The sequence below is a fragment of the Bradyrhizobium sp. genome (assembly GCF_019244115.1).
Lineage (GTDB): Bacteria > Pseudomonadota > Alphaproteobacteria > Rhizobiales > Xanthobacteraceae > Bradyrhizobium.
The window spans coordinates 1-13485 of record NZ_JAFATE010000813.1 but is presented as its reverse complement, the minus strand read 5'-3'; the positions used below and the strand labels follow the sequence as shown (position 1 = coordinate 13485).

Below are 13485 nucleotides of genomic sequence, written 5' to 3'. Positions count from 1 at the left end.
GGTGATCGTCGAGGGCCACACGATCGGCCGCCTCGACGGCTTCACCTTCGCGCCAGACGCCGCGGAAGCCGGCTCTGAGGCCAAGGCCTTGCAGGCCGCGGCACAGAAGGCGCTGGGCGGCGAGATCGAGGCGAGGGCGGACAAACTGTCGGCCTCTCCCGACGAGCAGTTCATCCTGACCTCCGACGGCACCATCCGCTGGACCGGCGATGCGGTCGCAAAGCTCGTGGCGAGCGATGATGCGCTGAGGCCGCGGATTCGCGTCATCGCCGACGACCGCCTGACCGGCGGTGCGCGCGAAAAGGTACAAGCAAGGCTCGACCTGTGGCTGAAGACGCATGTCGAAAAGCTGCTCGGGCCGCTGTTCGAGCTGCAGAAGGCCGAGGACGTCACCGGCATCGCGCGCGGCATTGCTTTCCAGCTGATCGAGGCGCTCGGCGTGATCGAGCGGGGCAGGATCGCGAACGAGCTGAAGGATCTCGACCAGCCCTCGCGCGCGACCTTACGCAAATACGGCGTGCGCTTCGGCGCCTACCACGTCTATTTCTCCGCGCTGCTCAAACCCGCGGCGCGCGCGCTGGCGTCGCTGCTCTGGGCCGAGAAGCAAAGCAATGTCGATCTCTCCGCGCTGTCGGGCGCGCAGCATCTGGCAAGCTCGGGCCGCACCTCGTTCCCGGTCGACAAGGCGTTGCCGCGCGATGCCTATCGCGTGCTCGGCTATCGGCAATGCGGCGAACGCGCCGTGCGCGTCGACATCCTGGAGCGGCTCGCCGATCTGATCCGGCCCGCGCTGGCCTGGCGCGAGACTTCGCCTGGCGAGAAGCCGGCGGGCGCCTTCGATGGGCGCGGTTTCGTGGTGACGCAGGCAATGACCTCGCTGACGGGATCGGCGGGCGAGGACTTTGCCTCGATCCTGCGCGCGCTCGGCTATCGCATGGAGAAGCGCCCACCGCTGCCGCCGAAACCGGCCGCAGTCGAGGCGCCGGCCGCCGCAGAGGCCGCGCCGCAGGAAACGGCCGTCGATGCAGCGCCGCAGGATCAGACGGCTGGCGAGCAGCCAGCCGCGGATGCAGCTGCGGCGGCGCCGGTTGCCGAAGCCGCAACAGAGATCGCAAGTGATACCGCGGCGCCAGCCGCTGTTGAGAGCGTCGCGTCCGAGCCCGTGACCGTCGAGCCCGCAACCGAGGAGCCGAGACCGACGGCCTCGCTGCTGCCCGAGGTCTCGCCGCTGTCGGCTGCGCGCGAACAACCGTCAACCGTGATTGAAGCGGCGCCCGAGTTCGAGCCGGAGTCCGTTGCCGCGCCACCGGCGGTCGCTGAAGAGCAGGCAGCGATTGCTGCGCCGGCGGAAGCCGCGCCCGAAGCGGCCGCTGGCGATGCGGCGCCCGCGCCCGCTGATGCCGCTCCCGCGTCAGCCGAAGCTTCTGCTGCTGAGCCAGCCGCCGAGCCCGCACTGGTCGAAGTCTGGCGGCCGGGCGGTCGGCCGGAGGAGCGCAGGCCGCGTCACGAGCGTCATCGCCACCACCACCGGCCCCATGATCGCGCGCCTAGCGGCGGTGAGGCGGCCGCCGGTGCGCCCGCCGAGACAGGGCAAGGCGTAGGGCAGGGCGAGAAGCGCGAGCGCCACCGGCACGGCCGGCGCGATCGGCTGAAGGAGTTTGGCAAGCCGCGTCAGGACGCGCCAAAGGAGGCCGCGGAAGGCTCAGCCGATCGCGCCAAGAGCGAGGAGCGCGGCCGTCCGCGCGAGCATTTCGAGGGCAAGGGCCGCGAGCAACACAGGGACAGGGGCGATCGGCAAGACAAGAAGGGCAAGTTCGGCGGCGAGCGCGAGCGCGGTCCGCGCGAGCATGGTGACCGCGAGCGCGGCCGCGACAAGGGCGGGCGTGACCGCCGCGAGGGTGGTCCCTCGCACCGGCCCTACGCATCGAGCGCCCCGCGCGAGCGCGAGCGGCAGATCGATCCGAATTCGCCGTTCGCAAAACTCGCGGCGCTGAAGGAGCAGCTCGCCGCCAATCGCAAGGAATAATTTTTTCGCCAGCTATTTTGATCGGGATATTCGGGGCGCTTTGGATCGTCAGCGGCTGGACAAATGGCTGTGGCATGCGCGGGTGGTGAAGGCCCGCACCAGCGCGGCTGCGCTGGTCGCCAGCGGCCATGTCCGCGTCAATGGCGTGCGCGAAATCGCGCCCGGACACGCCGTGAAGCCGGGTGACGTGCTCACCATCGGGCTGGATCGCGGCGTGCGGGTCTTGAAGGTGATCGGCTTTTCCGAGCGGCGCGGCGATGCCGAGACAGCGCGCGTGCTCTACGACGAATTGCAGGCACGCCAGCCCTGACGATTTGCCAGCGCAGCCTGTCTATCCACGCGCAGTACAGTCGCTGCGGGTATCTCGTGCGATTCAATTCTTGGTGCAGCTTCTCTTGCGGCACTGCACCGACTGCGCTAGTGCAAGCCGTTCAAAAAATTCGTGCCGTGTCCGAGTCCGGAGCCCTGGATGACTTACGTCGTCACCGAAGCCTGCATCAAATGCAAATATACCGATTGCGTGGAGGTCTGCCCGGTAGATTGCTTCTACGAGGGCGAGAACATGCTGGTGATCCATCCGGACGAATGCATCGATTGCGGCGTGTGCGAGCCGGAATGCCCGGCCGACGCCATCAAGCCCGACACCGAACCGGGGCTGGAAAAGTGGCTCGAGGTGAATTCGGAGTATGCCAAGACGTGGCCGAATATCACCCAAAAGAAGGAATCTCCGCCTGATGCGAAGGAATTCGAGGGCGAGGAAGGCAAGTTCGAGAAATATTTTTCTAAGAAGCCCGGAACCGGAGACTGACGGAAGGGGTCTCTGACTTAACTGTAATGCCGGAATCCGGCCAAAAACCCCCGGCAAAGCCTGTAAATCATTGATTTTTGCGGGAAATGTGCTATATTAAGCACTTTCCAAGCCGAAACCGGCCAATGCGTATCTTTGGCCGCCCTTTGGTTCCCGTAAAACGTCAAACAGGGGCGTGGCAGTTCCGCGCGCAGGCTGTGTCACAGAAATCACGTAAAGCGAGTTCTTCGAAAAATTCAAAGAAAGTCGCCGCGGCCAGCCGTAGCGCATCCAAGAGCCGTGCCAGGTCGTCCGTTAGGGAGACCCGGGCTGCCCCCAAGGCCTCGGCTTCCAAGTCCTCAAAGAACAAAAGAAGCTCGATGCCCCATAAGCCTGCCAAGCCTGCTGCCAAGGTGACTGCCGCCAAGCCCGCTGCGACCAAGGTCGCCGCGTCTGCCAAGACTCCCTTAAGGCCAACCGCCCCGAAGACCGCTGTTGCTGCTCCCAAGCCTGTGACCAAGCCCGTCGCCGCCAAGCCCGTGGCCGCTCCGCCCAAGGTGGAAGAAAAGAAGCTGCCGACCCAGCGTCAGGGGTTCAAGACCAACGAGTTCGTGGTCTATCCGGCCCATGGCGTCGGCCAGATCCTGGCCATCGAGGAGCAGGAGATCGCGGGCGCCAAGCTCGAGCTGTTCGTCATCAATTTCATCAAGGACAAGATGACGCTGCGGGTTCCCACCGCCAAGGTTGCCAATGTCGGCATGCGAAAACTGTCCGATCCGGTCCTTGTGAAGAAGGCGCTGGAGACGCTGAAGGGCCGCGCCCGGGTCAAGCGCACGATGTGGTCGCGCCGCGCCCAGGAATACGAAGCCAAGATCAATTCGGGCGACATCGTCGCGATTGCCGAGGTGGTGCGCGACCTCTATCGCTCCGAATCGCAGCCCGAGCAGTCCTACAGCGAACGCCAGCTCTATGAAGCGGCGCTCGACCGCCTGTCGCGCGAGATCGCGGTGGTGCAGCACTCGACCGAGACCGAGGCGGTGAAGGAGATCGAGAGCCAACTCGCCAAGAGCCCGCGCCGCGGCGTCAAGGCCGAGGCTGAAGCCGAAGCGGAGGGCGAGACCGAGGCGGAAGACGGCGAAATCGACGAGACCGACGGCGACGACACGACGGTTGCGGACGAGGCGGCGTAAGCTGCGTCTGTCGGAGCGGAATTTCAAAGGCCCGGTCGTCCGACCGGGCTTTTTGTTTGCCGCAACTTGGCCGACTTCGCGGAACGCCGCCCGCCTATGGCACCAGGCAGGACGAAGCTTGGTTGATTGGCTTCCGCGTGCGCGCCGTTCCCTCTTCCCGCGAGCGGGCAGAGGGAGCGCACCTTCGAGGCGGCAACCGTCGAACGTGAGCTCATCGCTCGAAAGCGTACCAGGCGCCAAATGTCGGGAAAATTTTAACGACCTGACTTTACCCGACGTCCACTCAGCTTCGCTATCGACTGTCGCGAGGGGGCCAGGACATGCCGGGCATCATCGCAAAAACACGGGCTTTTCTAGTGCGCGTCGCCGCGGCCTTCGACGACGCCTCGCGCCATGTCGGCCGGCTCGGCAGTGCCTTGACCGGCGTTGCCGCGATCGCGCTGGTCTGGGCCGGCATCCTGCACGGCATCTTTGAAGACCGCGCGCACACCGAAGAGGCCGCGCTCAGGAACGGCGCAAATCTCGCTCGCACGTTCGAAGAGCAGATCGTCCGCGCCATCCGCGCCGCCGATCAGACCCTGCTCTATGTCCGCGACTCCTATGCGCGCGACCCGCAAAACTTCGACATGTCGCTGTGGTCGAAGCACAGCCAGTTCCTGACCGATTTCTCCTTCCAGGTCGTGATCATCGACAAGCACGGCATGCTGGTCGCGAGCAACCTCGACCAGAGCGTCAAGGGGCTGGACCTCCACGATCGCGAGCATTTCGCCGTCCATGCCGCGAGCGATGATGATTTCCTCTTCATCAGCAAGCCGATCTTCGGCCGGGTCTCGAACAAGTGGTCGATCCAGCTCACGCGCCGCATCATCGCGCAGGACGGCTCGTTCGGCGGCGTGGTCGTGGTTTCGCTGGATCCCGCATACCTCGCAAGCTTCTACGATTCGGTGGAGATCGGCCGGAGCGGCGTGGTGACGCTGGTCGGCCTCGACGGCATCGTGCGTGCCCGTGGTGCGAGCGGCCCCGCCGCGGCCGTCGGCGCCTCGCTGGCCGGAAGCGTGCTGATGTCCAGTCTTTCACGGCAGGCCAGCGGGTCCTACACCGGGGCCAGCGCGATCGACGGCGTCGAACGGATTTTTGCCTTTCGCCGGGTCAGGGATTATCCACTCATCGTCATCGTCGGCCAGGCCACGGATGACGTGTTCGCCGCGTTCCGGGCCGACCGCGACAGGGAGCTGCTCATTGGCGTCCTGCTCAGCATGTTCGTCGCGGTGGTCGCGCTGCTGATCGTCCGCTATCAGGCCGGGCTTGCCAGGTCGCGCGACGCGGCAGAGGCCGGCACCCGCGCCCGCTCGGAATTTTTGGCCATGATGAGCCACGAGATCCGCACGCCGATGAACGGCGTGATCGGTTTGGCCGACCTCCTGGTCGCGGCCGATCTGCCCGGCGACCAGCGCAAGATCGCCACCACGCTCAGGGAATCGGCCGACTACCTGCTGCAGCTCCTGAACGACGTGCTCGACTTCTCGAAGCTCGATGCGGGCCGGCTCGAGATCGAACATGTGGCGTTCGATCTCAGCCGATCGATCGTCGCAACGGTCGAGCTTCTGATGCCGCGCGCAGACGCCAAGGGACTCGCACTGAAGACTGCGATCGAGCCGGCCACGCCGCAGTTCGTGCTCGGCGATCCGGCGCGTCTCCGCCAGGTGTGTTCAATCTCGTGGGCAACGCCATCAAGTTCACCGAGCGCGGCAGCGTCGTCGTCCGCGTGCGGACGGAGCCGGCCGCCTCCGGCCGTCTGAAGCTGAGCTTTGCCGTCAGCGACACCGGCGTCGGAATCCCCGAAGACGCCATCGGCCTGCTGTTTCAGGAATTCTCGCAGGTCGACAGTTCCATTTCGCGCCGCTTTGGCGGCACCGGCCTCGGGCTCGCCATCTGCAAGCGCCTGGTCAGGAGCATGGGCGGCGACATCGCCGTCGAAAGCCAGCTCGGCAAGGGCTCCACGTTCACTTTCTCGGTGCTGGCGCAGTCACTGCCCGAGAACCAGGCCGAGCCCGAGCAGGCCCGGCCAGAGCCTGCGGACGTTGCCCCGCCGCTCGCAGCCTCGCACGACGGGCCGCCGCTGAAAATTTTGGTGGCGGAGGACAATCTGACCAACCAGTTCGTGATCCGCGCCCTGCTGGAGAAACTCGGCTACGCGCCCGACATCGTCGAAGACGGCACCCTGGCCGTCGCCGCGCTGCAGAGACAGGCCTATGACGTCGTGCTGATGGACATGATGATGCCGGAGATGGACGGCCTGACCGCCGCGCGCGCGATCCGCCAGCTCCCCTCGCCGGCGCGGGACGTCACCATCATCGCGCTGACCGCGAATGCCGCGACCCAGGATCAGCAGGCCTGCCTCGAGGCCGGGATGGATGATTTCGTCGCCAAGCCCGTCACGCGCGAACGGTTGAGCGCAGCGTTGCGCCGGTCCGCCGAACCACGGCTTGAAAAGCGAACGACGGTCGCGTGAATCCAGATCCGGTGCTCATGGAGCGCTACCGCCTCACGCGCCGCATTTCAGCGAGCCGTGCGCGGCAATATTCCTGGTACAGAATGTTGATGACTGTCCACATGGTCCGAACCTCGCCGGGAAAGAACCTGGCCTCAGGCTAACCCCGCGACAGTTTCCGCGTGGCTTCGCGGGCTATGAAAATGGTTTCTCCGGGGGAAAGTTTGTTTCATTGCGTTTGTCCCGACGCAGGTAACTACGTACAGCTCTAGGCGTCGCCACTGCAATCCGGCATCTCAGGATCGGGGCGTCCCGAACGCGACAGTACATCGAGCGTCGCCTGTCGTGCGTCCAATGATGCAACTGTTGCGTGCCGCAATTGAAGCGCTGCCCAGTGGTTGTGGGCATGAAGTTTCTCACGCTGCGCGGATATATGGGCGGTGAATTCAATGCCGTAATGGTACGGATCGGGACACTTAGAATCGATTAACCCTCCGTCGTTCATCGTGATGGCGACGAGAGGGCCGGGCGAGACTTCCTGAAGTCGCCGGAGGGGCGCCCAATTTCATTGAGGATTTGTGATGCGACCGCATCGTCTGCGTCAGCGGTCGTCGCTTGCCATTGCGGGCGCGACGATCGGCGTCATCATGTTCGGCTGTGCGAGCCTTGGCTTCAGCGCCGCACTGGTCGGTGAAACACGACATGTCGCCGTGGAGCAGAAGGCCGCGCCGGGCGCGGATGCGCTGAAGAAGCTCTACCGGCGGCCGGCGGCAATTCCATTTCCGAAGGACAATCCCTACACGCCCGAGAAGGCCGCGCTCGGCAAGAAACTCTATTTCGATACGCGCCTTTCGGTGACGTCGGCGCAGTCCTGCGGAAGCTGTCACAGCCCGAGCTTCGGCTGGGGCGACGGGCTCGCGGTCGGCGTCGGTCATGGCATGCAGAAGCTCGGCCGTCACACGCCCACTGTCGTCAATGCGGCCTGGAGCGACATTTTCATGTGGGACGGGCGGTTGCCGACGCTCGAAGATCAGGCGCTCGGCCCGATCCAGTCGACCGGCGAGATGAACATGCCGCTCGATGAATTGATGGCGCGGCTGAAAACCGTTCCGGAATACAAGCCGCTGTTCGATCGGGTCTTCCCGCAGGAAGGAATCACCCCGAAGACGCTCGCGAAGGCGATCGCGACCTATGAGCGGACCATGGTGTCGGAGCGCGCGCCGTTCGACGCCTGGATCGAGGGCGACGAAAAGGCCATCTCCGAGGAAGCCAAGCGTGGCTTCGTGCTGTTCAACGGCAAGGGGCAATGCGCGGCGTGCCATGAAGGCTGGAATTTCACCAATGAAGGCTTTCAGGACATCGGCCTGCCGAGCGAGGATGTCGGCCGCGGCAAGTTCGTGTCCGGCGTGGTCAAGATGCAGCATGCTTTCAAGACCCCGGGCCTTCGCGAGATCAGCCATCGCGCCCCCTACATGCACGACGGTTCGCTGGAGACGCTGGAGCAAGTCGTCGAACATTACGACTCTGGCGGCATCGATCGCGCGAGCCGCTCCGACCTGATGCACCCGCTCGGCCTGACGGCTCAGGAGAAATCCGACCTGGTCGCATTTCTCAAAACCCTCGACAGCCCCCTGACCCCCACCGCCGCACCCGTACTGCCACGCTAAAGGAGCTTTTCCACCATGCGCATCTCCATCATCCTTCCCCTCATCGTGCTCGCCGGCCTTTCGACCGGAGCGCTCGCAGCCACTCAGGTCATTCATCAGCAGGGACGGCTGTTCTCGTCCGAGAACATCACGGTCAAGAAGGGCGAGGCCGTCACCTTCTTCAACGATGACACCGTGCCCCACAACGTGATGTCGGCCGCCAAGGGGAACGAGTTCAATTTGGGTTCGCTGCCGCCGGGTTCATCGACCGATGTGGTCTTCAAGGAAGCCGGTGACGTCCAGGTGATCTGCGCGATCCACCCCCGCATGAAGATGACCGTGAAAGTCGTCGACTGAAGCCTCCGTTCCGATCGGACCGGAACGCAGGCTCGCTCTTGCTTGACGCGCAGTCTTCACGCGAACCGGTCCTCAACTTCGCTCGAAAGCGCTTTCCTTTGGAGTTGCCGACAATGTCGATCCACCTCAGGGTCGTAGCGGTCTTGAGCCTCATGCTTGCACTCGCCTGCGGCCTCGCCGTCTACGGCGTCCGCGGCATCACGCAGGCGGGCGATCTCGCAATCCGTCTCTACGACGGGCCGTTGATGGGTATCAATCATGCGCGCTCGGCGCATGCCGCCTTCAACGAGGCCCGGCTCGTCCTGCATCAGGCGGAGAGCAGCGGGTCGTCCAATGCGGTCGTCGCCAGATTCGAGGCGCTGATCGGCGGCATCAATGGCGATCTCGCCGTGGTTCGCGACCGCATCCCGGCGGCCAATGTCAACGACGCGCGCGTGAAGGCGGAAGAGCGGGTGCGCGACTGGTCCGCTGCGGCGCTGAAGATCCTCAAACCCGTCCCGGGTGGCCTGACCGAACTGCCGACGACCTTCGCCATCAACAAACTCGGCGACGATGCGGTCGGGGCGATCGACGACCTGGTCGAGGTTGCGGCCGCCTATGGCTTCGATTTTCGCAATGAGGCCGAAGCGCAGGCGGCTGCCTACCACATGACGATGATGACAGCGTCCATCGGCGGCATCGTGCTGGGATTGTTGCTCGCGGTCGGCTTCGCCTATTCGCTGAGCAAGCCGATCCGGGCGCTCGCGAAGTCGATGCTGGAATTGGCGGACGGCAATTTCGCAGTTGTGCTGCCGGGCCTGCGGCGCAAGGACGAGATCGGCCACGTCGCCCGTGCGGTGGAACGGTTCAAGGTGGTCGCCGAAGAGAAGGCGCGGACCGATGCGGAAGCGAAACTGGAGCAGGACCAGATCGTCGCCGGACAGCGCAGGTCGGACATGCGCAGGCTTGCGGACAGTTTTGAGGCCGTGGTCGGCGACATCGTCAACGCCGTATCCGCGACGTCAGGCGATCTCGAGGCGTCCGCAGGCGCGCTGACCGGAACCGCCGAGCGCGCCAGGGAACTTACGACCGAGGTCTCCGCCGCTTCCGGCGAGGCCTCGACCAACGTCCAGTCGGTCGCTGCCGCAACCGAAGAGCTGACCTCGTCGGTGAACGAGATCAGCCGCCGGGTCCAGGACTCCGCTCGCAGGGCGACGGAAGCCGTCGATCAGGCGCGTGCCACGACCGAACGCGTCGGGGAGTTGTCACGGGCCGCGGCGCGGATCGGTGACGTCGTCGAACTGATCAACGCCATTGCCGGGCAGACCAACCTTCTTGCCCTCAACGCCACGATCGAGGCAGCCCGTGCCGGCGAGGCCGGCCGCGGCTTCGCCGTGGTCGCATCGGAAGTGAAGGCGCTCGCCGAACAGACTGCCAAGGCGACCGGCGAAATCGGACAGCAGATCACGGGAATTCAGGCGGCGACGGAGGATTCCGTCAGCGCGATCGATCAGATCAGCAAGACCATCGAGGGCCTGTCGGAGGTGGCGTCGGCGATTGCCGCGGCGGTTGAAGAGCAGGGCGCCGCGACCGTCGAAATCTCGCGAAACGTGCAGCATGCGGCACACGGCACGCAGCGCGTCTCGTCGAGCATCAGGGATGTCGAGCGCGGCGCCAACGAGACCGGCGCGGCGTCATCAAAGCTGTTGTCGGCGGCGCAGCTGCTCGCCAACGACAGCAAGCGCCTCCGCCTCGAAGTCGACCGTTTCCTATCGACGGTCCGCGCGGCTTAACAGCAATTGATACTAGCCTCTCCACGTCGTCATGCCCGGCCTTGTGCCGGGCATCCACGTCTGGCTTTTCTTCTGCTTCAAAGACGGGGATGGCCGGGACAAGCCCGGCCATGACGGCGGAAAGACGTGGCACGTTCGTAGGGACAGACAAGAGCGGCTAAACCCCCGCGCGGTCGAGCGCCTGCGCCACGGTAACGATCGGCAGCTTGCGGCGCGATGCGGCCTCCAGCGCACACCGCAGCAGGTCCGGCGTGCATCCGTACGGACTTGGGTTTGCCGCGACGTCGTGGGAATAGAAGATCAGCCAGCCGCCTGATGCCATGAGGTCGTCGAAGCTCCGCTCGACGCCGTCGCGATCGATATGGACGGAGACCAGCGGCGTCGCACGCAGAACCTGCAGGTCGACGACGTCGCGATTGACGCCGGGAAGGGTGCCGCGCGACGAGCGGAACGTGCCGGCCAGAAAGGGCTTGTGCCACAGCGACGCGAGCCCGTAGGGATAGGCGAAGTTTTCGAGCTTGATCGATGCATCAAGTCCGGTGAGATAGCGGCGGTTTTCGGCGATATCCGCGCGCAGTGCCACAGGCGCGAGGTCCGTGACACGTGGATGCGAAAAGGTGTGGCAGGCGATCTCGTGGCCGCGCGCGTGCAGGGCGATGATCCCGGCTTCGTCGCTGCCCTGCCAATGACCCGACCAGCGCTGCAGCAATCCGCCGGCGACATAGAAGGTCGCGTGCCCGCCATGCGCCTCGACCAGCGGTGCGCCGATCTTTGCCGCGCTGTCGGGGATGTCGTCGAAGGTGAAGCTGACCATCGGCTGGCCGGCCGGCAGCCGATGCAGCGCCGGCCGAAAATGCCGGGCGAGACGATTGTCCACACGGGCCCTGAACGCCGACAATCTGGCGCCTACTTTGGGAGCTACGTGATTCAAGGCGGGCGCGCGCATAATCGTCATGGTCCTAGGTTGTTCGTCAAGATGCGAAGCGATGCGGGCCATCATCCGACGATGCGGCGGACCTGCTCGCCGATCTGCGACAGCACGAGACGCGCCTGCGGCAAGACCGCGCCCATGGCGTGAAAATTGTGGATCATGCCCTCGTGGCAGGCGTGCTCGACGGCGACACCGGCTGCCATCAGCCGTTTCGCATAAGCTGCGCCCTCGTCCCGCATCGGATCATACTCGGCGGTGTGGATGATTGCCGGCGGCAGCCCGGAAAGGTTGAGCGCGCGCAACGGCGAGATCCTGGGATCGGCGGGGTCGGCATCCTCGGCGATATAGTCGGCCAGATCCGCTTCCAGGATCGCGCGGTCGATCAGATGGTTTTCGGCAAAGGCCTCGCGCGACGGCGAGGTCTCCTCGAAATCGAGCACCGGGCAGATCAGGCATTGCGCGGCGATGGCGGGCCCCTCGCTTGCGCGCGCCTGTTGGCAGACCACGGCGGCGAGGGTGGCGCCGGCGGAATCGCCGCCAACCACAAGCCGGGTCGCATCGATGCCGAGCGAAGTTGCTTCCGCGGCGACGAAGGCGGTCGCGGCGATCGCATCCTCCACGGCGGCGGGAAACTTGTGCTCCGGCGCGAGCCGGTAGTCGACGGAGACCAGGCTGCAGCCGGTTGCCTGCGCGAGCGCGGCGGCGACACGGTCGTGGGTCTCGATGCTGCCGGCAACGAGACCGCCGCCGTGAAAGAAGACGAAGCCGGGGCGCGGCGCCTCGGTCTGGTCGGCCGCAACGTAGAGGCGATATGGTATCGCCCCGGCTGGGCCGGGCATCACCGCATCCGTCGCGGTGATAGCGATATCCTCGGTGCGCGCGAATTGCATCAGTTTCGCGAGCGACCGGCGGCGCGCATCGACCGTCGGCCGGACGCGCGCAGGCGTGGCCGCCATCATGGTGAGCAGGCGCTTTGCGAGAGGATCGAGCGGCATGGCAGCCATCACGCTTGAGCAGTCGCCAAATGCTACTAATAGCCCCAATGATTCTCGAAGGGAAATGAAGGATTCGAACCAGAGTGCCGCATTGCGAAATCGCGGCTCGGAGCTCAACATGGCGTACACCGCAAAGCCCATCGACTATTCCAGGACATGGACCTTCTTCAATGGTGAATGGCACGAGGGCAACATCCCGATCATGGGACCGCGCACGCACGCGGCCTGGCTCGCTTCGACCGTGTTTGACGGTGCGCGTGCCTTCGAGGGCGTGGCGCCGGACCTCGACCGCCACTGTGCGCGGGTCAACCAGTCCGCGGTCAATTTCAAGCTGAAGCCGGTCGTCGACACCGACAGCTGGCTCGCTTTGGCGCGCGAGGGCATTGTGCGCTTCGGCGCCAATGCCGAGCTCTACATAAGGCCGATGTACTGGGCGCAGCATGGCGCGGGCGGCGGTGTGCTGTTCGATGCAGAAACCACCAACTGGTGCCTGTGCATCTACGAGGCGCCGATGCCGCAGCCCACTGGCAGTGCCATCACGCTGTCGCCGTTCCGGCGACCGACCGCGGAATGCGCACCGGTCGATGCCAAGGCCGCCTGCCTCTATCCGAACAATTCGCGCGCCCTGATCGAGGCGGCCTCGCGCGGTTTCAATAATTGCCTGATGCTCGATCTGCTCGGCAATGTCGCCGAATTCGGCAACGCCAATGTGTTCATGGCCAAGGACGGCGTGGTCTATACGCCGGCGCCGAACGGCACGTTTCTGAACGGTATCACCCGGCGGCGGGTGATCGAGTTGCTGCGCGCCGACGGCGTCACCGTGGTCGAGAGCACGCTCTGCTATCAGGATTTTCTCGGCGCCGACGAGATCTTCTCGTCGGGCAATTTCGCCAAGGTCGCGCCTGTGGTCCGCATCGATGATCGCTCGCTGCAGCCTGGGCCGTTCTACACCAAAGCGCGCAAGCTCTATTGGGACTTTGCGCACGCGGCGCGGCTCGCGGCGTAAACCCCGTCATTGCGAGCGAAGCGAAGCAAATCCAGAGCCGCGGGCGAGACTCTGGATTGCTTCGGCGCTTTGCGCCTCGCAATGACGGGGCTCTTCCCTTCCGGTCATAGTAAGGGGAAGGACACGGCTCCCGAAGGCGCGGCAGTCGTGCCCGACGGTGGCGCAGTCCCCCCATTTCAAATTGGCTTCAAAAATGCCATAGCTGCCGCCAGGCAATGGTGGGGAAATCATGGCAAAAGCGGTCCTCGGTATCATCGGTGGTTCCGGCATCTACGATCTGCCGG

The 13485-nt window shown here is 65.0% G+C and carries 11 protein-coding genes and 1 pseudogene; 10 read left to right on the top strand and 2 right to left on the bottom strand.

Annotated elements, in window-relative coordinates; genetic code table 11:
- From JOZ76_RS34610 to JOZ76_RS34570, 9 genes and pseudogenes are all read left to right on the top strand, one after another.
- A pseudogene (locus JOZ76_RS34610) lies at positions 1-2026 on the top strand (helicase-related protein); the annotation flags it as partial.
- Between the two features lie 40 nt (positions 2027-2066).
- Entirely contained in the window at positions 2067-2336 is a 270-nt protein-coding gene (locus JOZ76_RS34605) for an RNA-binding S4 domain-containing protein (RefSeq protein ID WP_291705868.1), read from the top strand.
- Positions 2337-2495: 159 nt separating this feature from the next.
- Complete coding sequence (fdxA, locus tag JOZ76_RS34600; RefSeq protein WP_291705867.1) at positions 2496-2834, top strand: ferredoxin FdxA; 339 nt, start codon at positions 2496-2498, stop codon at positions 2832-2834.
- A gap of 359 nt (positions 2835-3193) precedes the next feature.
- On the top strand, positions 3194-4003 hold the full coding sequence (locus JOZ76_RS34595) for a CarD family transcriptional regulator (protein ID WP_441300153.1): 810 nt from the start codon (positions 3194-3196) through the stop codon (positions 4001-4003).
- 320 nt (positions 4004-4323) lie between these two features.
- Positions 4324-5802 (top strand): histidine kinase dimerization/phospho-acceptor domain-containing protein, encoded by a 1479-nt coding sequence (locus JOZ76_RS34590; protein ID WP_291705865.1) that lies wholly within the window; start codon positions 4324-4326, stop codon positions 5800-5802.
- On the top strand, positions 5721-6515 hold the full coding sequence (locus JOZ76_RS34585; RefSeq protein ID WP_291705864.1) for a response regulator: 795 nt from the start codon (positions 5721-5723) through the stop codon (positions 6513-6515). Before JOZ76_RS34590 ends, JOZ76_RS34585 begins: the two co-directional genes overlap by 82 nt.
- A gap of 560 nt (positions 6516-7075) precedes the next feature.
- Positions 7076-8161 (top strand): cytochrome-c peroxidase, encoded by a 1086-nt coding sequence (locus JOZ76_RS34580; RefSeq protein ID WP_291705863.1) that lies wholly within the window; start codon positions 7076-7078, stop codon positions 8159-8161.
- Between the two features lie 15 nt (positions 8162-8176).
- Positions 8177-8497, top strand: coding sequence for a cupredoxin domain-containing protein (locus JOZ76_RS34575; RefSeq protein WP_291705862.1), 321 nt, complete (start codon positions 8177-8179; stop codon positions 8495-8497).
- 113 nt (positions 8498-8610) lie between these two features.
- Positions 8611-10269, top strand: a complete 1659-nt coding sequence (locus JOZ76_RS34570) for a methyl-accepting chemotaxis protein (RefSeq protein WP_291705861.1) — start codon at positions 8611-8613, stop codon at positions 10267-10269.
- A 157-nt stretch (positions 10270-10426) separates the two neighbouring features.
- Here the strand turns inward: JOZ76_RS34570 and JOZ76_RS34565 are convergent, their stop codons facing one another.
- Both JOZ76_RS34565 and JOZ76_RS34560 read right to left on the bottom strand, forming a co-directional pair.
- Positions 10427-11146: a polysaccharide deacetylase family protein gene (locus JOZ76_RS34565; protein ID WP_291705860.1), complete on the bottom strand. Its 720-nt coding sequence runs from the start codon at positions 11144-11146 to the stop codon at positions 10427-10429.
- Between the two features lie 119 nt (positions 11147-11265).
- Entirely contained in the window at positions 11266-12195 is a 930-nt protein-coding gene (locus JOZ76_RS34560) for an alpha/beta hydrolase (RefSeq protein ID WP_291705859.1), read from the bottom strand.
- Positions 12196-12313: 118 nt separating this feature from the next.
- Here JOZ76_RS34560 and JOZ76_RS34555 point away from each other — a divergent pair, with 118 nt between their 5' ends.
- On the top strand, positions 12314-13201 hold the full coding sequence (locus JOZ76_RS34555; RefSeq protein ID WP_291705858.1) for a branched-chain amino acid aminotransferase: 888 nt from the start codon (positions 12314-12316) through the stop codon (positions 13199-13201).
- Positions 13202-13485: the final 284 nt, after the last annotated feature.